This window comes from Pararhodobacter sp., assembly GCF_034676545.1.
Classification (GTDB): domain Bacteria; phylum Pseudomonadota; class Alphaproteobacteria; order Rhodobacterales; family Rhodobacteraceae; genus Pararhodobacter.
On the sequence record NZ_JAUCBZ010000015.1, the window covers coordinates 60,594 to 79,201 of the forward strand.

General features: G+C 61.9%; 12 protein-coding genes. 8 read left to right on the forward strand and 4 right to left on the reverse strand.

Annotated elements, in window-relative coordinates; genetic code table 11:
• Nucleotides 1-46: 46 nt before the first annotated feature.
• Nucleotides 47-547 (reverse strand): Lrp/AsnC family transcriptional regulator, encoded by a 501-nt coding sequence (locus VDQ28_RS03665; RefSeq protein WP_323034645.1) that lies wholly within the window; start codon nucleotides 545-547, stop codon nucleotides 47-49.
• A 229-nt stretch (nucleotides 548-776) separates the two neighbouring features.
• Between VDQ28_RS03665 and trxB the strand changes: the two genes are divergently transcribed.
• Nucleotides 777-1,718: a thioredoxin-disulfide reductase gene (gene trxB / locus VDQ28_RS03670; RefSeq protein WP_323034646.1), complete on the forward strand. Its 942-nt coding sequence runs from the start codon at nucleotides 777-779 to the stop codon at nucleotides 1,716-1,718.
• A 344-nt stretch (nucleotides 1,719-2,062) separates the two neighbouring features.
• Nucleotides 2,063-3,949 (forward strand): nucleoside-diphosphate sugar epimerase/dehydratase, encoded by a 1,887-nt coding sequence (locus tag VDQ28_RS03675; protein WP_323034647.1) that lies wholly within the window; start codon nucleotides 2,063-2,065, stop codon nucleotides 3,947-3,949.
• Nucleotides 3,950-3,970: 21 nt separating this feature from the next.
• Here the strand turns inward: VDQ28_RS03675 and VDQ28_RS03680 are convergent, their stop codons facing one another.
• Entirely contained in the window at nucleotides 3,971-6,700 is a 2,730-nt protein-coding gene (locus VDQ28_RS03680; protein ID WP_323034648.1) for a beta-propeller fold lactonase family protein, read from the reverse strand.
• 207 nt (nucleotides 6,701-6,907) lie between these two features.
• Here VDQ28_RS03680 and VDQ28_RS03685 point away from each other — a divergent pair, with 207 nt between their 5' ends.
• Entirely contained in the window at nucleotides 6,908-7,906 is a 999-nt protein-coding gene (locus tag VDQ28_RS03685) for a glycosyltransferase (protein ID WP_323034649.1), read from the forward strand.
• Here VDQ28_RS03685 and VDQ28_RS03690 read toward each other — a convergent pair.
• Nucleotides 7,896-8,711 (reverse strand): ABC transporter permease, encoded by an 816-nt coding sequence (locus VDQ28_RS03690; RefSeq protein WP_323034650.1) that lies wholly within the window; start codon nucleotides 8,709-8,711, stop codon nucleotides 7,896-7,898. The genes VDQ28_RS03685 and VDQ28_RS03690 overlap by 11 nt on opposite strands.
• 325 nt (nucleotides 8,712-9,036) lie before the next feature.
• On the opposite strand from VDQ28_RS03690, the gene VDQ28_RS03695 reads away from it, so the two are divergent.
• From VDQ28_RS03695 to VDQ28_RS03715, 5 genes are read left to right on the forward strand one after another with little or no spacing between them, the layout of a single operon-like run.
• On the forward strand, nucleotides 9,037-10,095 hold the full coding sequence (locus VDQ28_RS03695; RefSeq protein ID WP_323034651.1) for a sugar transporter: 1,059 nt from the start codon (nucleotides 9,037-9,039) through the stop codon (nucleotides 10,093-10,095).
• A gap of 35 nt (nucleotides 10,096-10,130) precedes the next feature.
• Nucleotides 10,131-10,784 carry an ABC transporter ATP-binding protein gene (locus VDQ28_RS03700; protein WP_323034652.1) on the forward strand — a complete coding sequence of 218 codons (654 nt, stop codon included), beginning with the start codon at nucleotides 10,131-10,133 and terminating at the stop codon, nucleotides 10,782-10,784.
• A gap of 30 nt (nucleotides 10,785-10,814) precedes the next feature.
• Nucleotides 10,815-11,900, forward strand: coding sequence for a hypothetical protein (locus tag VDQ28_RS03705; protein ID WP_323034653.1), 1,086 nt, complete (start codon nucleotides 10,815-10,817; stop codon nucleotides 11,898-11,900).
• Nucleotides 11,897-13,462, forward strand: coding sequence for a glycosyltransferase (locus VDQ28_RS03710; protein WP_323034654.1), 1,566 nt, complete (start codon nucleotides 11,897-11,899; stop codon nucleotides 13,460-13,462). The genes VDQ28_RS03705 and VDQ28_RS03710 overlap by 4 nt, the downstream gene beginning before the upstream one ends.
• Nucleotides 13,459-14,385 (forward strand): hypothetical protein, encoded by a 927-nt coding sequence (locus tag VDQ28_RS03715; protein WP_323034655.1) that lies wholly within the window; start codon nucleotides 13,459-13,461, stop codon nucleotides 14,383-14,385. The genes VDQ28_RS03710 and VDQ28_RS03715 overlap by 4 nt, the downstream gene beginning before the upstream one ends.
• On the opposite strand, the gene VDQ28_RS03720 is transcribed toward VDQ28_RS03715, so the two are convergent.
• Nucleotides 14,382-18,542 carry a glycosyltransferase family 2 protein gene (locus tag VDQ28_RS03720; RefSeq protein ID WP_323034656.1) on the reverse strand — a complete coding sequence of 1,387 codons (4,161 nt, stop codon included), beginning with the start codon at nucleotides 18,540-18,542 and terminating at the stop codon, nucleotides 14,382-14,384. The two genes, VDQ28_RS03715 and VDQ28_RS03720, sit on opposite strands and share 4 nt — an antisense overlap.
• Nucleotides 18,543-18,608: the final 66 nt, after the last annotated feature.

Consider the following 18,608-nt stretch of genomic DNA (forward strand, 5'->3'; position numbering starts at 1 on the left):
CAAGCCTTTCCGCCGGTTTTTCCGACACGGGGCTTTGATGCGCATATCACGCGTCGCGGGTATAGCGTTCTTCCAGAACGTCGAACGGCACGCCCGGCTCGTCCTTGGCGCAGCGGATCACCAGCGAGGTTTTCACGCTGTCCACATTGTCGGCCGCCAACAGGCTCTCGGTCAGGAACGACTGGAAGGTGGACAGATCCGGGGCCACGCATTTCAGGATAAAGTCGATCTCGCCATTCAGCATGTGGCACTCGCGCACCAGCGACCACGCGCGGCAGCGATCCTCGAAGGCGCGCAGGTCGGCCTCGTTCTGACGATGCAGCCCGACCATGGCAAAGACCTGCACCTCAAAGCCCAATTCGCGCACATCAACGCGCGCATGATAGCCTTGGATATAGCCCGCCTCCTCCAGCGTGCGCACACGGCGCAAACAGGGCGGCGCCGAAATCCCCACGCGCTTGGCCAGTTCCACATTGGTCATGCGTCCATCGGCCTGCAGTTCGGCCAGAATCTTGCGGTCGATAGGATCGAGTTTCGCGCCGGGCATGTCGGCAGTTCTCCGTTCAGGTTTGCGCTTATGTAGGCCCGATAACCTCTGTGCGCAATATTGTTTCGCCGCCAAGCAACAATTGTTCTCGAAGGTTTTGCGCTCACGTCCGATCCGGCACAGGCCAGCTTGCCTTGGGGTGGCGCAAAGCGTTAGGACGCTTTCAACCCCTTGCACGGCCCGCAAAGCCTATTACATGCAGGATATCGAATATATATGGAGCGACCCGATGTCTGACGCCACCCACACCCGCCTGTTGATTATCGGCTCTGGTCCCGCCGGCTATACCGCCGGGATCTATGCGGCCCGCGCGATGTTGGAGCCCATTCTGGTGCAAGGCATCCAGCCCGGCGGCCAGTTGACCATCACCACCGATGTCGAAAACTGGCCCGGCGACACCTCGGTCATGGGCCCGGACCTGATGCTGCGCATGGAGGCGCACGCCAAAGAGATGGGCACAACCATCATCACCGATGTGATCACCGCGCTGGACCTGTCCAAACGCCCCTTCACCGCGCAAAGCGACAGCGGCACGGTCTATACCGCCGACGCGGTGGTCCTGGCGACCGGCGCACAAGCCCGCTGGTTGGGCCTGCCGTCCGAGGAAAAATTCAAGGGCTTCGGCGTCTCGGCCTGCGCCACCTGCGACGGGTTCTTTTATCGCGGCAAGGAAATCGTCGTGGTCGGTGGCGGCAACACCGCCGTCGAGGAGGCGCTGTTCCTGACCAATTTCGCCAGCAAGGTGACACTGGTGCACCGCCGCGACAGTCTGCGCGCCGAAAAGATCATGCAAGACCGCCTGTTCAAACACCCCAAGATCGAGGTCATCTGGGATCACGAGGTCGCCGAGATCCAGGGCACCGAAATGCCGCTGGGCGTCACCGGCGTGACACTCCGCCATGTCACCACCGGCACAGAGCAGACCGTGCCCTGCGACGGGTTCTTCGTCGCCATCGGCCACGCGCCCGCCTCGGAACTGGTCCGGGATCAGTTGAAACTGCATTCGGGCAACTACGTCTGGGTCGAACCAGGCAGCACACGCACCTCGATCGAGGGCGTCTTCGCGGCGGGCGATCTCACCGATGACAAATATCGCCAAGCCGTCACCTCGGCCGGCATGGGCTGCATGGCGGCGCTGGACGCCGAACACTGGCTGGCCGCACAGGGTTAACGCGACGCGCGGTCACCGCAAACGCCGGCGGCAAGACCTCGCGCCCGCCCCTCTGTCTGACCACATCATCTTGCCAAAAAATACTCTGGGGGTGAGGGCCGCAGGCCCGAGGGGGCAACGCCCCCTTCTCCGCGCGCCGATCATCATGCGCCACCGACACCCCAGGATCGCACGACACATCGGCGTCAACTCGCCTAACACGCGACTATGGGCTGGAAAAACAGGCGGCAATGGCCCATAATCCGGCTGCTTTAAATCGGAACCCTTTGCGACACGGTCATTTGCCGGACAAGCGTCCGTCACGATGCATCGATACCTGTCGAATGTATTTCAAATAGGCCATTATGCTGTCGTCTCTCACGACTCTTTCGCGCCCGGTCAAGAAAGCGATCCTGTTGGCGCTGGACGTCCTTCTGGTTCCGCTTTCCTTTGTGCTGTCCATCACCATCGCGTCGGGCAGCGTGCCAACGATGGCGTTTTTGCAAGCGGATTGGCCGGTCTTGCTCTTGCTCACCACAACTGCGGCAATCTTGTCGGTCGCATTGGGCCTGCCGCGTGTGCAACTCAAGTCCTATGAGCTTTCGGCCTTGGGGCGCAGCGCCGCCCTGGGCTCTGTTCTGGCCGGGGTTCTGGCAAGTATGGTGCTGCTTGGCCAGACCGATGTCGAGGTCGGTGTGCCCGTCATTTTCGCATTGATCTACCTCGCGTTATCCGCTGCTTCACGGTTGATCTTGCTGCAGATTCTGATTTCCATTTATCGCCATGGAACGCGCGAAACCCGCATTCTGATTTATGGTGCGGGCAAAACCGGCGTGCAGTTGGCGATGGCCTTCAAGGCAACCGAGGCGATCCGCATTGTCGGCTTCGTCGATGACAGCACGGTTTTGCAAGGCATGACGGTTGCCGGCCTCACCGTTCACCCCGCCAAGCGCATCGAGGCGCTGATTACCGCACACGCCATCGACAAGGTGCTGCTGGCGATGCCGTCGCTCAGCCTGCCACGCCAAGCCCAGATTGCGCGCCGTGTCGCCGCGATGAACGTCGAGGTGCAGACGCTCCCCTCCTTCGCGCAGCTCATCGGCGAAGAGCGCATCGTCGACAAACTGGCCGCGGTGCTGCCGACATCGGTTCTGGGTCGGGCACAGATGAAGGACAAACTGAGGGATGGCTGCACCGCCTATGCGGGCCGCGTCGTGATGATCACCGGTGCGGGTGGATCGATCGGGTCAGAGCTGTGTCGGCAGATTCTGAATTGCGAGCCCGCAAAGCTGGTGTTGCTGGAGTTGACAGAATTCGCGCTGTTCCAGATCGAACGGGAATTGCGCGCGCTGACCGAAGGGACCCGTTGTGTCATCGTCCCGATCCTGGGCTCGATCCTGGACCAGCGCCTTGTCAAGGGTGCAATCCAAAAACAGGGTGTTCAGGTGATCTTGCACGCCGCCGCCTACAAACATGTGCCGATGGTCGAACTCAACCCGGTAGCGGGCGTTCAAAACAACATATTCGGCACCCAGCAATTGGCACAAGCCGCACTCGAGGCGAATATCGAGCGTTTCGTGCTGGTCTCGACCGACAAGGCAGTGCGACCGCTGGGCGTCATGGGGGCGACCAAGCGGATGGCGGAAACCGTGATCGGCGACATGGCACGACGTTCGAAAACCACGGTATTTTCCATGGTGCGGTTCGGCAATGTCCTTGGGTCTTCGGGGTCGGTCGTGCCGATCTTCGAAGAACAAATCGCCCGCGGTGGCCCGATCACCGTGACCGATGCCGAGGTCACGCGCTATTTCATGACCGTGCAAGAGGCATGCCGCCTGGTGCTTTGGGCCGGAACCCTGTCCGAGGGCGGCGAAATCTTCGTGCTGGATATGGGCAAGCCGATCCGCATCATCGACCTTGCCCGCCAAATCGTTGCGTACGCCGGATATACGGTGCGCAACGCCGACAACCCGGATGGCGATATCGAGATCATCACCACCGGCCTGCGCGTTGGCGAGAAGCTGCACGAAGAACTGACCATCAGCCCAAGGCTGGAGGCCACGAGCCATCCGAAACTGTCCTGCGCGCGTGAAGTCTACCTGTCGGAATTCGAGTTGGCCCGCGCGTTGCAGGCGCTCGCCACCGCGGCAGAACAAGGGGACGAGGTTCGGCTGGTCGAAGAACTGATGCGGTGGGTTCAGCGTGATCTTGAAGCCAACCTGCTCCAGGTAAACGCGCGCCTTGATCCATAAGGTTGGCGCGCGCCGCAGTATTTACATGAATTCAAGGCTGTTGACCAACCCGTCCAGATCGTTGAATCCGTCCAGCACGATTACCGCACCGCCGACGTCGGTGAAGTCCAGCACGATATTGCCATCGCTATCCACGGATCCGAACCGTTCGACCACCTGCGCCGATGTCAGCGTGCCATATGACGCCCACATCGCGTCATCAAGCCGCAGACGGTCGCCTTCGGCCGGGTCAAAATCCATGATCCAGCCGGTGTCGTGATCGCCAAAGAATTCAAACACGTCTGCGCCACTCCCACCCCATAGCGCGTCGGTCCCTTGCCCGCCGCGCAACGTGTCATTCCCCGCACCACCATAGATGAAATCATCACCGCTTTCGCCGCTCAGCCAGTCATCCCCGGCGCCGCCGTTGATCAGATCATTGCCACCGCCGCCCCAGATGGCATCGGCACCCGCGTCGCCATAGATCGTATCATCGCCTACCGAGGCGCGCAGGACATCATCGCCGTCGCCGCCATAGATGACGTCATCGCCGTCGCCGCCCCAGATGGTGTCGTCGCCCGAGCCTCCGTCCAGCCAGTCATTGCCAGAGCCGCCAAACATGAGGTCGTTGCCCCCGCCCCCTTCGACATAGTCGTCACCTTTGCCTGCGCCCAACGTGTCATTGCTGACCCCGCCAAATATTGTGTCGTTGCCAGAGCCGCCGAAGATATGATCACTGCCAGAGCCGCCCATGGCCCAGTCGTCGCCGTCCGCCAGGCCGATCCGGTTGGTGCCGCCGCCTCCGTAGACAACATCGTCACCCGCGCCGGCCCAAAGCTGATCGTTGCCGGCGCCCCCGAAGATGGTGTCATTCCCGTTGCCACCCATGATCAGGTCGTTGCCGCCCTCGCCATAGATGTAGTCATTGCCACCGCCACCGTATATGACGTCTTTTCCACCGCCCCCGTAAACGGTGTCGGCGCCGTCTCCGGCCATGATCTTGTCACTGCCGGCGCCGCCTTCGATCCAATCATGCCCGTCGCCGCCATAGATCTCGTCGTTGCCACGAAACCCCTTGAGCGTATCGTCGCCGTCCGAGCCACGCAGAATGTTGCGGTACTGGTTTCCGCTATAGGTCTGCCCCGGCGTCAAATTGGTTGGTCCCGCGCCCTCACGAGGGTTCAGGTCCAACCCGTGGGGGCCGGGCTCTGGTGGCCTCGGCCCCGGTCTGTCATAGCCGTCCGGATCGGGGTCTGGGCCCGGATCTGGATCGGGGTCTGGGTCTGGGTCTGGGTCTGGGTCTGGGTCTGGTGCCACATCATCGGGCGGATAAAAATCAAAGTGATCCCCCCCTGCAAGACCATCTGGAAACACGTCGGATGGGCGCAGCGGCTGTCCGTCGGCCGAGTTAATGGTGATCGTATGTCCCCGATACTCAAGGCGCGCGCCCGTTGCCGTTGTCGTGAAGGTCAGTTGCGCCAGGTCCCGCAACATGGGCAAATCCGACAGGTCCAACCGGTCGCCGCCGCGTTCAAAATCGGTGATTGTGCTGGTGCCGCTGCCGTCGCCAATGACAAAGGTATCCGCGCCGGAACCACCGGTCAGTGTGGTGCGGTCATCCCCCGCCACCAGCACATCATCTCCGGCACCCCCGGTCAGGCGGTCGCCTTGCCCGACGGCGATCAGGATGTCGTCACCGCTGCCGCCGACCAAGGTTTCCTGAGCTGTGGTGCCAAGTTGCAAATCCCCCAACCGCGAGAGGTCCAGCGTGAAATGCGTGAGGCCCGCATCGTTTTGCGAGCCGACAAAGACGTGCAGTTGATCGCCATCGACCACAACCTCGATCGCGGTCACGGTGTGCATTGACGTCGATCCGGTATCCGCGATGGTCTGCAGATGGATCAGCGATCCATCGGGCAGCAGCAGAAACAACGACACACCATTATCCGCGCCTCCGGCCACGACGAATGTATGGTCGCCCGATTGCGCAATGGCCACATCCTGCACGCCTTCGAACCGCGTTGTACCGTTGTCGAGAACATGATCCGTTGGCACGAACCGACCGTCCTCTGTGACCCGCAACACCGAGAGCGACGAGGTTCCCGCCGAGGCCACGACAACAAAGTTCTGGCCGTTGATCTCGACCACATCCATCGCCGTTGGCGCGTCGATCCCCAGCCCTTGCAGCGCCCCCATCACGCCGGTTTCGGTCATTTCCCCGGTCTGTTGATTGACCCGGAACGCGGTGATTTCATTGTCAAGTTCACTGGCGGTCAGGACATAGACCTGCCCATTGATCGTGACACTGACCAGATCGACAACTTGCGAGCAATCAAAGCCGGTCGGGAACAGGCTTGGCGCCTGATCGGCCAGCAGGACCATGGCTTCGGTCATGGTCAGGTTGCCACCATCGACCATCGCCTGCACTTGTGCCCAATTGATTTGCGAACCGTCGGTCAACCCCTGTGCGTTCACACCATAGCCGAACAGCCCCTGCGCCGTGTCCCCGACATACAAGACAACGCCCGAGTCGGTCTCGGCGAACACCAGCCGATCACTGGCCGACAGGGTCAGGTTGGGCGGAAAGATCACGGTCGTTGTCATCGTGGCATTGCCATTTGCATCCAACTGATAGGCCGCCAACCCACCGTTGCGACCCGTGCTGGAAAACACATGCACCACACCATCGATAACCGTGACAGCGATATCCTTGATGCCCCGGTCCAAGAGCGACTCGCCAGTGTCAATTGTTTCACGCAGTTGCAAACGCATACCAGCCTCCTGTTCGCCTGCGTTTACACTCGCTGTCGGTGGTGGCCGATCGGGGGGTCAAAACATGGCGAAAACGCGGCTTTCACCTTGCATTTGATCTGCATTTTCACGGCCCACACGGCCCGACCCGCCACCAGACGCAGGGTCTCAGGGTTTGACAGCGCCGCAAGAACATGGCCTAGCAAGGCAGATCGAACGAGGCGCGACATGACCCTGACCGACACACAGATCACCCGGGAACGTCTGGTTGCCGCGGTGGTGACACATCAACGGCTGCCACAGTTGCAGACCACGGTGCGCGCGCTGCTGGCCCAGCCCGGTGCCGATCTGGCCGCGGTGCTGGTGGTCGACAACGCCTCGACCGATGGCACCGCCGATTGGCTGGCGCAACAGCAAGACCCGCGGCTGGTGGTTGTGCACAGTGCCGACAACCTTGGCGGGGCGGGCGGTTTTGCGCTGGGGATGCGGCACGCGATGGAAACCCTGTCGCCCGATTGGATCGTCGTCATGGATGACGATGCGCGCCCGGAACCGGGGGCCTTTGCCGCGTTTCACGCCTTGGATATGACCGGCTATGACGGATTTGCCGCCGCGGTGCGCCACCCGGACGGCACGATCTGCGAGATGAACCGGCCAACCTACAATCCATTCTGGCACAAGAAAGTGCTGGCCCGGACCCTGTTGGGCGGCGGCCGGGGGGCGTTCCATCTTGGCCCCAAGGAGTTCGCGACACCCGGCTTGCGCGCGGTCGACGGGGCGTCCTTCGTCGGCTTTTTCGTGCGCGCCCGCACCATCAACCAGCGCGGCTATCCAGACCCGCGGTTGTTTCTCTATGGCGACGACGCGATCTATACCATGAGCCTGACCCGCGCCGGGCACCGCATCGGGTTTGATCCCTCGGTCCGCTTCGAGCATGACAGCTCAACCTATTCCGTCGCCGACCCGCGCATCCGTCCGCTGTGGAAGGTCTATTATTACCACCGCAACCTGCTGATCCTGTACCGCATCGCCACCGGGATCTTCTTTGTCCCGGTGCTGTTGCTGTATGTGCCCAGATGGCTGCTGAAGCTGCGCCACTACCCCGGCGAGCGTCGCCGTTTCCTGCGTCTGTTCGCACTGGCACTGCGCGACGGATTGCTCGGGCGGACAACAACGCCGCACGCCGCCGTGCTGGCCATCGTGCAGGACGCCACCGTTAGCGAATAAGCAGCTCTCGGTTGTGACGCCGCAACAGAACAAGCCCCAAGACCATTGGCACCATGCTGCAGATCAGCACGAAGGTCACGGACACATATTGCGGTTCATACACGGAATAAAACCCGGCGCGCATCATCCCGACGGTGTGCACCAGCGGGTTGTACCACAGGATATCTTGCGCAAATTGCGGCATGTCATCGAACAAAATGAGGATGCCCGACACCAACATCAGCGGTCCGGTCAGGATTTGCCACAGGTTTCCGTAGACGTCGAACCGTTCCATCATGAAGGCGTTGAAAACACCGAATCCAAAAGCCATCAAGGCGGTCAACGCAACCGCGCTCAGGATCATGTTCCAATCCAGGATCAAACTGACCCCTTCGATCCAGATATCGCCGGCCAGAATGATGATCGTCACGATGATCGTGACCAGAAGATTCAAGAGGAATCGCGCCAGCACCGCGTCGATCCAGGTCACGCCCGGATAGGAAAGCAGCGCGCGCGAATAGCTCAGTGAGCTTCCAACCATGCGCGCCGGCACAACGAACAACTGAAGAATCATCATGCCGGTGGCCTTGAACAGGATAAAGCTGACCCCCAGCGAGGGCACCCGCGCCAGCACCGCGAACGCCATCGCCATCAACACGATCATGGCCAGGGGTTGCAGGATTGCCCAGATATAGCCGCCGGGCTGGCGGCCAAACCGGGTGCTCATCTCACGCAGCATGAGCGCCGCAATCGTCCGAGAGGCCGGAAAACTGCGCGTCATGGCATAAGGCCGCGCACCATTCGGCGCAAAAGCGTCGGCGTCCATCAGCGATGATTCCTTTTTCTGGTCTTTGCAGCGGCGAATATGTAGAAAACCACCTGATCACGCAAATAATCCTTTGGAGAGCCGTGTGGATGATGCCCAACTAGACGCCGCTCAAAAGAAAAAGCGACGCGCCGCACGATTGAAGGCGGAAGCAGAACTGCAATCGCTGCAGGCCAGGGGACAGGACCAAATGCAACCAGTGGCGCGACCGGCGCAACAAAAGCAGCCCAATCGGCCGGCCCCGTCGCCTGTCCGCCCGCCGGCACGGCCCGCACGGATCAAACCCCGGCATCGCCGCCTGCGGCTGGGTTTTGTCGTGTTCGTGATGCTGCCGATACTGGTCGTCACGATCTATCTTTATGCTTTTGCCAGCGATCGCTATGCGTCGAATACCGGCTTCACGGTCCGCAGTGAGGAAACCAGCTCTGCGACAGAGCTTGCGGGGGGGCTTTCCGCGTTGGTGGGCGGCAGCAGCTCGTCAAATGCGAATGTGCTTTACGCCTATATTCAAAGTCAGGATATGGTCGAGCGCGTGCAAGCCCAACTGGATATCCGCGCCCATTTCTCGGAAAACTGGGCGACTGACCCGGTCTATTCGATTTGGCCCGACGCCACGATCGAGGACCTGTTGTGGTTCTGGGGTCGGATCATGCGCATTTCCTTCGATTCCGGGACCGGGTTGATGGACGTGCAAATCCGGGCGAATTCGGCGCAATTCGCCCAGGATATCGCCCGCACCGTCGTCCGCGAGAGCGAACGCATGATCAACGACTTGAACGCTCAGGCGCGCACGGACAGCATGGCGATGGCCAATGCCGATCTGGACGCCGCCCTCGAGCGTCTGCGCAGCGCCCGCGAGGAACTGGCAGCCTTTCGGGCACGCACCCAGATTGTTGACCCGCAGGCCGATATTCAAGGGCGGATGGGCGTGATCAACAACCTGCAACAGCAGTTGGCGCAGGCCCTCGTGGACCATGACCTGCTGTTGCAAACCACCGCCGAGACCGACCCGCGCGTGCGGCAAGCGGAACGCCGGATCGAGGTGATCCAGGAACGCATCAGTTCGGAGCGTCTGAATTTTGCCACGCAGGATGTCACGGTGTTCGACACCGATTATCCGCGCCTGATCGCCCAGTTCGAAAGCCTGATGGTCAACCAGGAATTTGCCGAACGCACCTATACGGCGTCGCTGACCGCGCTTGACGCCGCGCGCTCCAATATCCAGCGCCAAAGCCTCTATGTCGCAACCTATATCCGCCCGACTCTGGCACAGAGCGCCGAATTTCCGCAGCGGAAATTGACCATAATATTATGTGCCATCTTCTTGATCCTGATCTGGGCCGCCATCACGTTGATATACTACAGCCTACGCGATAGAGGCTGACCCAAGCGCATCAGGATCGGGGCCGGGATCAGGCGATGATACAGTTCGACCAACTCAGCAAAGGGTTTTGGCTGCGCAATCATTTTGCGCCCGTCATCGACAACCTGACGCTGACCTTGCCCACCGGCAAATCCCTGGCCTTGTTGGGGGGCAATGGTGCGGGCAAATCGACGCTGCTCGAACTGATTGCCGGCACCATGCGCCCCGATTCCGGCAGCGTCTGGAGCGATGGCAGCATTTCTTGGCCGATCGGCTTCGGCGGCAGCTTCAACCGCGATCTCACCGGGGCGCAGAACACCCGGTTCCTGGCCCGCGTCTACGGCGTCGATACCGACGAACTGGCGGATTATGTTCAGGATTTCGCCGAAATCGGCCGCCATTTTCATATGCCCATCCGGACCTATTCCGCGGGTATGAAATCCCGCCTGACATTTGGCATTTCGATGGGCATCCCGTTCGACACCTATCTCGTCGATGAGGTGACTGCGGTCGGTGACCGACGCTTTCGCCGCAAGAGCAGCCAGGTCTTTGCGGATCGGATGAAGACATCCAGCGCCATTCTTGTTAGCCACAATCTGAACGAACTGCGCGAGTTCTGCGATGCGGCGATTTTGCTGCACCAAGGGCATTTGACCTATTTCACGGACCTGGCCGAAGCCGTCGCACGGCATGAGGAACTCATGGCATGATCCGTGAGTCATTTGGAAAAGTTTGAATTTATGACGACCCCACCGACGCTTATCCTTCACATCGGCCATTTCAAGACCGGCACCACGGCGCTGCAGGAATTCTGCATGGACAATCTGAAAGATATGGAGCGTCAGGGCGTGGTGTATTCGCCCTTTCCGCAACATCTCAACAAGCACTCGATGCTGGCGTACGCCTTGCTCTCCGAGGCCGGGGTCAAAAGCGTCGACCGGATGTTCCAATCGGAAAACAGCGCCGAGGAAGTCTGGACGCAGTTGTTCGAGGTCGTGCGCGCGCTTGACGACGGGCAATCCCTGCTTGTCAGCACCGAGGAATTCATGCGCATCGGCGAACACCCCGCCGCCGTGACCCGCCTGCGCGAGATTTTCGCCACGGCGCCCGACATCCCGGTCAAGATTGTGGCCTATCTGCGATCCCCCAACAGCCACCTGCACGCCTGGTACAACCAACTGGTCAAGCTGGGCAGCAAACATGGCAACTTCGACACCTGTGTGCAGTCGGGCATGGAACGCATCCATTGGGATTATGCCCGCGCCTTGCAGCCGTGGATCGAAATTTTTGGCGCGGAACAGGTGACGATCCGGCATTTCCACCGTGATTTGCGCCAAGACAACGCCCTGTTCATTGATTTCCTCTCGGCGATCGGATGCGAGTTCCTGCCGACCATGACCATTCCGCCGCGCGATCCGAACCCGCGGCTCGATGATCGGGTCGTGGACCTGAAGCGCGCCTATCTGCATGCCAATCTTCCCGACCCGATGATTGATTGGGCCGTCACCCGCGCCACGAAAAACCTCGAGGCCGAGACCGCGCCCAAACCCAACCGGCCGGAAACGGATTTTGACACCATCCGCGACGCCTCGAAAGCGGGGATCGCGGCTTTGGCGGACTTGCCGCACGCAAACCTGGATACCGCGCAACTCATTCAGGACCTGCCGCGCCCGCTGGCGGATGACGCCCGCAGGATGAGCGATCTGGTCGCCTTGCTGGGCGGCGAACTGGCGTCGGTGCGGTTACAGATGCGCGAGATGGGCCGGCGTCTCCATGCCTTGGAAAATCCAGCGACCCACGATGAGCCATCGGGGGAAACGCCTTGAGGATCCTGTATTACAACTGGGCCGATTATCGCGATGCGGAAAATCGCGGCGGCGGCGTCAGTGTCTACCAGCGCAACGTGATCGACGGGCTCGCCCAGCGTGGCGGCTTTGAAACGGCGTTTCTGTCGGCCGGGCTTGCGCATGATTTGCATCGTCGAAAGCCCCATGTCGTGACCCTGGAGGCTGGCGCAAGCCCGCGATATTGCATGGTCAACTCCGGCATCCTGGCCCCGTCACATGCAGAATTCGGCGGCGCGGCACAGCTGGATCACCCGGAAACCGAAGCCGCCTTTGCCGCTTTCGTGGACAAGACCGGCCCCTGGGATGTGATCCATTTCAACAATCTCGAAGGCCTGCCCGCGCATGTCCTGGCCCTCAAACCGCGCTGGCCGAACACGAAATTCATCCTGTCGCTGCACAATTATTACCCGATTTGCCCGCAGGTGAACCTGTGGCAGAGCGAATTGCGCCATTGCAGCGATTTCGACGGCGGCGCGCGCTGCACCACCTGCCTGCCCGCCAAGCCAGAGCCGCGCTCGGTGCGGGTTGCCTATGCCATGGGCTGGACCCTGTCGCGCATCGGTGCCGGGCCGGGCACTGCGTTTTATGAAAAGCTGTTCCGCCCCTCGGTTGGCTTTGCCTGGCGCCAACTGCGCGCCGTCTTGCACGCGCGACACACGCGCCGCGCCGCGGCGGCCCCGGTGCCGCCAAACCAAACCGTCACGCCATCAACCGCCGCGGCGCCGCACGCCATCACATCCGACACCATCGCGCCGCAGCCCGCCTCGCGCAGACCCGCCCCCAAAGCCCCGCTCTCCGAGGCTGCCGCCGCGTTTGGCGCCCGCCGCCGTCGCATGGTGGCGCTGATCAACACCCATTGCGACGCCGTGGTCTGCGTCTCGGACCGGGTGCGCCAGATCGCCGTGCATTACGGCATTGATCACAGCATCGCGTTGACCCGCTACATCGGCACCCGCGAGGCGGAGCAGTGGCACCATACCCACCCGCGCGACAGCTTTCTGCGCCCCGACGGCACCATTCATCTGGCGTTTCTGGGCTATATGCGCCGCGACAAGGGGTTCTATTTCCTGATGCGCGCGCTCAATGCCTTGCCGCCAAAGATCGCCAGCCGTGTGCGGCTGACCGTCGCCGCCCGGACCGGTGACGCCGAAGCCATTCGCCTGATGGCCGAGGTCGCCCCCCGTTTGGCCTCGTTGCGGCACAGGAACGGCTATACCCACGACGACCTGCGTGAACTTCTCAGTGACGTGGATGTCGGTCTGGTGCCCGTGCAATGGGAAGACAACCTGCCCCAGGTCGCCATCGAGATGCATTCCCGGCATATCCCGCTTCTGACCTCGGATCGCGGCGGCGCGCAAGAGCTGGGCGCGTGTCCGGATCTGGTGTTCAAAGCCGGCGACACGGCGGATTTCGCGCATGTGCTCACACGGATCCTGGACGGCACCACCACCACGGCGATGTATTGGTCGCGCGCCAATCCACCCGTTGAAATGCCCGAACATCTGGACGCCCTGATCGCGCTCTACAAAGCCGCCGCATGAAGGCGATCATCCATATCGGAACCCAGAAAACCGGGACCACGACGATCCAGTCGTTTCTGATGCAGAACCGCGCCGCGCTGATCCGCCAGGGGATTCGCTATCAGCCCTTGTCACCGCGCCGCACCGCGCAGATGGAGCTGGGGCTGGCCGGTATCGTCCGCGCGGGCGGCGTGCTGGCGGTGCCCAACAAGCAGCGCGCGCTGGGGGTGCGCGGGCAAGCCAGTCAGGCGGCGTTCGTCGACCGCTTCGACGACAGCCTGCGCGAGGGTGTCAAGACATGGCCCGAGCAGACCTATCTCGCCTCCAGCGAACAAATCCACGCGTGGCTCCACACCGCCGAGCGGATGCAAGCGATGCATCAGATGCTCGCCAAGCATTTCACGCAGGTGCGCTATGTCGTCTATTATCGCGCGCAGGAGGAGTTCATGCTCTCCACCTATTCCGAGGCCATACGGCGCGGCGAGATGAGCACGCTTGATCAGCATATCGACGCCTATCTGCCGCACATGAACTACCACCACCGCGCCATGCTCTGGGCCTCGGTGGTCGGGCGCGAAAACCTGACGGTGCGCCTGTTCGCCAAAGACGCGCTGCGCAACGGCGATTTGCTGGATGATTTTTGCGACGTGACCGGCATTGACCGTGGCCCGCTGTCAACGCCGACGCGCAAGAACCCCTCGCTCAGTGTCGAGGAAATCGCGCTTGCACGGCGCTTGGCGCAACGCTTGCCCGCCTATCTGCCAACCGGCCATCCAAACCCGGTGTTCCGGCTGGCCAACGCGATCCTGCGGCGCAAGCTGCCAAAACCGGGCACCCCGGTCACGCTGACACAGGCGCAAGCGCTCCGCATCCGCGAGGCCAACGCCGACGCCAACGAAAAGCTGCGCGCCGAGTTCTTTCCTGACCGTGAAACCCTGTTTTAATCCGTCAACCGCGCCCGCACGAACGCGCAGCGATCCCAGCGCACCGAGATCTCGGGATCAAACACCACATCGCGCCCCTCGGAAATCAGCGCCAGATATTTGCGGTATTCCTCGGCGTCGTTGAAATGCTGCTGGCGGGCGACTTCGGTTTCGGCCTTGGCGCGGAAGGCCGCGTTGTATTTGAAATGCGCAAACAGCAACTCGCGGTGCGACGGTTTGATATCCGCCACGAAATGCAACCCGGCCGACAGACGCATCCACGGCTGGTATTTCAACAGCGCATATTTCTGCGCCACAAACAGCTCGGCCCGCGAACCGGGGATCAGCCGGTGGCGCAGTGCGCTGGTCCAGATCCTTGAGTTGGAAAAAGGCCCGCGCGCGCCCGAAGTCGTCAGGAACGGATCGCGGTCCACGAACCCGGCTTGCGCGAACGGGTCCGCGGTCTTGAAATCGGCACCCGCCAGCGAGCCTTGCGGATACATGTCCAGCATGAAGATCCGCGCAGCATCGGCCCCCTCGGCGTCCAGGTCCTTGACCAGATCGGGCAGCGACCCCGTGTGCGCGGCGTTCCAGAACAGGAACTCATCGGCATCCGCCGCCAGCGACCAGCGCCCGACGCGGAAATTGCTGATCAGCGCCTGTTGCCAGGCCACGCCATAATGCGACAGCCGGTATTCGGTATCGACCGCGAACAAGGCCACATCGGGTTGCGCGTCGAGATATTCGAAACTGCCATCATCCGAGCCATTGTCGGCAATCAGGAACCCCTGCACGCCAAGCGTTCGATAATGCGCCAGAAACTGCGGCAGCATGAACATCTCGTTGCGCAGACAGGCAACCACCGCGACCGGCGCGGTATTCACCGCCGCCAGCTTTTCGGGCGTCGAGATCAGGTCCAGGGTGTTGCTGTTCCACCCCAGTTGGACCGGCTGAAAACTGGGCCACACCTTGTAGGCTTGCGGCCAGGGCGTGCGACTGCCAGCCAGAACTTCGTCCTGCTTTTCATGGCCGTCCAGATGCGCCAGCTTCACGCCAGAGCCCGCAAACGGCAAGAACCCGTTCTGCCACGCCGGAACCAGCGGCCCGCCCGGTTTCGTGCGGCGCAGCACCGCAATGCGGTAATCTTCGCCCGACACCGGGATGCCACCCATCTTGAGCAAATCCCCGGTCAGCTTGTCTTCCATGAACGAGGTATGGATCAGCTCTTGGCCCAGCGGCGTCTCGGCGATTTTGCAAAGCACTTCCATTGCCCGCCGCGACAGCGTGTACCCCGATCCGCCATCGGCATAGACCGAGGGTTCGGGCGATTTGTCCAGTTCCAACCGCCCGCGCGGATGGGACGATTTCGCCATATGCCAGGTGCGATCCATGTTCCCGCGATGTCGGATCAGCGGGCGGCCATAATAGTTGTGTTTCTGATAGGCGAGATCGCTGAAATAGGCCTGCGGGTCCAGAAAACAGTCGTCATCCACCTTGACCATGTAGGAATAGCGCGTGTTTTCAAACACCCAGCGCACCATCGCCAGGGTTTTCTGCGGCAGACCCTCATAATCGTCGGGCGCATCGAGGCTCACGATATCGCCGTTGCGCTCACCCTCGCCGCCGCCGACAAAAATCAGACAGGGCACCCCGATATCAGCCAACAGCCGCATCCAGCCCGCGCGGATCACCGCCACCCGTGTGTGCAGATTGGCGCGACAGGTGTACAGGCACACCACCGTGTCCAGCATCGGGTTTGTGTCCGGCTTTCGCGGCTGTGCCTTGGGGTGCAACAATTCCGCATGGGTCGAGCGGCCCAGCGCCTCCTGCGCCAGCCCGGTCAGCGGGTGATCCGGGTGCGCCTCTCGCAGCCTGAGCATCGCCAAATCGGGGGCGGGCGCAACAATCAATTCCTGCCGCATCCAATCCTCGGGCAAGGCCGCCACCAGATCCACCACCCGCCGCACCAGCGTTTCAGCCTCCGCCTCGCGGTTCTGCGACAACAGGAGGTTGGCCAGGATCAGCCCGATACCGATGCCCAAATAGCGGGCGGGCGCGCTTGCCGTGGTCTCCATCGCGCTGATGACATCTTGCAAGACCACCTTATCCGGGCGCTCCAGCAACACGGGCGCCTGTTTGAACAGCAAGACCTGCGCCGCATACTGAGGCGAATGCTCCACGACTTGATGCGCCGCAATCAGCCCCTGTGCCGCCGCCGCCGAGATCGCGGCAGTCGGTGGTCCGTCGGGGCGCGTGATCGACGGGTGCGCCAGATACCGCAAGGCGGCTTCGTTGGCGTCGATGCCGGTCTGGCGGCAGGCCTCGAAACCGGGCAGCGCGCCGGGTTCATGGCTCTCGCCCGCTGGCCCCAGCAACTCGCGCCCATAGTGCTGGCGACCCTTCACACGCCACTTGTGAAACCGATGCAACAGCGTCTCGATCTCGCGGCGGGCTTCCGGCGTGGTGGTCGCGCCGCTTTCGAGCCGCGCCCGGAGTTCGTCGAACGCCGCCCGCGCGTGCTGCAATTCCAACGGCAAGGTCCAGCGATGCGCGTCGAGCGATTGATCCACGGCCTCCCAAAACGACGGCGTCAACGCATAGGTCCGCAACAGCGCTCCTTGCAACGCATCCGCGCGGTGCGGCGACAAGATCTCTGCGCGGGACAGCAACGCGACCATCCCCGCGATCACGCAACGACACGGCGTGCGCTCCCAATATTGACCGGCGCGCGCCTTGAGCCAGATCACGGCATTCAAGACAATCGCCTCCTTCTGCGCGCTGGAGGCAAGGCGACCGTCGATATCCGGCGCGTTTCGCGCGGTTTCTTGCAGCACCCAGCCGATATTCGGCGTCAAGACCCAGCCTGTGCTCACAAGGGCCAACTGCCGCAGCGCAAGGGCAACGGCATCGAATTGACCCTGCGCATAGTAAAACGGCAGCAAAGCCGAGGTTGTCCATGCATCCTGTTCGGCCTCGGGCGCGGTCAATCCCGGCAGGTTCAGGTCGCGCCAAAGCCGCGCCAGATCCGACATTCCGCCATTGAGGCAGAACCACTCGGTCATCGCCGTCAGCAAGGTGACGATCGCCTCGGGGCGCAGCGCATTTTCCGCGATCCCCGATCGCAGCAGCGCGATGGCGTCGGTCTGTGGGGCGTCGCGCAGGGTCTGCATGACATGGTTGCGCAACGCCTCCACCCGCTGCCCCTGATCGTCAACCGTCAGCGACGGCAGATCACGCGTCAAGACCTCGGGCTCGGGGGCGGCGTCCAGCAGGTATCGCGCCAGCCGGAACCGATCAGCGACCGCAAGCAGTACCCGCATCTGGTCCTGCGTCAGCAAAGGCAGAAGACCCGCGTGGCGCGCGTGTTCGATGGCCAGCAAGGCCGCGCGATCATTCAAGTCCAGCCCGCCCGAGTCCGCCAGCCCGCCGATCCGGGCCGCAAGGTCTTCACGCGACACGGTAATCTGCGCCAGCACCCCGCCAGCCCCATCGGTGAACGTCATCGCCAGCCGGTCCAGACCGGCATCCCATACCCGACCGGGCACAATCGCGGCCAACTCGTGCGCGCGCCGCCGTTGCGGATCCTGCGGCAACAGATACACCAGCGGCAGCAGAACCGCGGGGATATCGCTCTCGAAGCCCTCGATCTGCAACACAGGCTTGCAACCCTTGGGCAAGGAGTCCTCGGTCATGCCTTGCAGCACCACCTCAAGCGAGTCGTTCAGCCGGGGAATGCCGGTATAGGCGATGGCAAACGCCGGGCTTTCGATCTCGAGGCTTTCATGGACCATAGGCCCTTCGATATCGACAAAGGCAATCTTGCGTAAATCCTTGAATCCCCGACGCAAAAAGAATCGCCCAGCACGATCGAATCGCGGCATTCCATCGAATCGCCCGACTTTCTCGCCGCCGACCGACACAATCACACGGCCGCGGGCAAAGGTGATCTCGACAGAAACCGGGCGGCGCTGAAACACTCGTGGAAATCTGATTTCCCGGTGCCATCCCGCCGCACTGCGTCGATTGATGACGATCAGGTTCTCATCACGGCGCACGGAAACATGGAACAAAATCGACTTGCCCGCGCTGTCGTAGAAGTCGAGATTCAGCGCCCACCAACTCGAAAAGTCGGCCTCGCATCGGAAGATCGCGCCAAGGCTCGTGCGAAACGGGATCATGGGAACAGCCTTGGAAGCCCGAGGAAATCTAGGCGCTTTTATGGCGGGTTCAGCGCCGCGATGCAA

Bases quoted from the DNA above. Each gene is read 5' to 3' on its own strand.
- VDQ28_RS03665 (WP_323034645.1), bottom strand. From the start codon at position 547: ATGCCCGGCGCGAAACTCGATCCTATCGACCGCAAGATTCTGGCCGAA.
- trxB (WP_323034646.1), top strand. From the start codon at position 777: ATGTCTGACGCCACCCACACCCGCCTGTTGATTATCGGCTCTGGTCCC.
- VDQ28_RS03675 (WP_323034647.1), top strand. From the start codon at position 2,063: ATGCTGTCGTCTCTCACGACTCTTTCGCGCCCGGTCAAGAAAGCGATC.
- VDQ28_RS03680 (WP_323034648.1), bottom strand. From the start codon at position 6,700: ATGCGTTTGCAACTGCGTGAAACAATTGACACTGGCGAGTCGCTCTTG.
- VDQ28_RS03685 (WP_323034649.1), top strand. From the start codon at position 6,908: ATGACCCTGACCGACACACAGATCACCCGGGAACGTCTGGTTGCCGCG.
- VDQ28_RS03690 (WP_323034650.1), bottom strand. From the start codon at position 8,711: ATGGACGCCGACGCTTTTGCGCCGAATGGTGCGCGGCCTTATGCCATG.
- VDQ28_RS03695 (WP_323034651.1), top strand. From the start codon at position 9,037: ATGCTGCCGATACTGGTCGTCACGATCTATCTTTATGCTTTTGCCAGC.
- VDQ28_RS03700 (WP_323034652.1), top strand. From the start codon at position 10,131: ATGATACAGTTCGACCAACTCAGCAAAGGGTTTTGGCTGCGCAATCAT.
- VDQ28_RS03705 (WP_323034653.1), top strand. From the start codon at position 10,815: ATGACGACCCCACCGACGCTTATCCTTCACATCGGCCATTTCAAGACC.
- VDQ28_RS03715 (WP_323034655.1), top strand. From the start codon at position 13,459: ATGAAGGCGATCATCCATATCGGAACCCAGAAAACCGGGACCACGACG.
- VDQ28_RS03720 (WP_323034656.1), bottom strand. From the start codon at position 18,542: ATGATCCCGTTTCGCACGAGCCTTGGCGCGATCTTCCGATGCGAGGCC.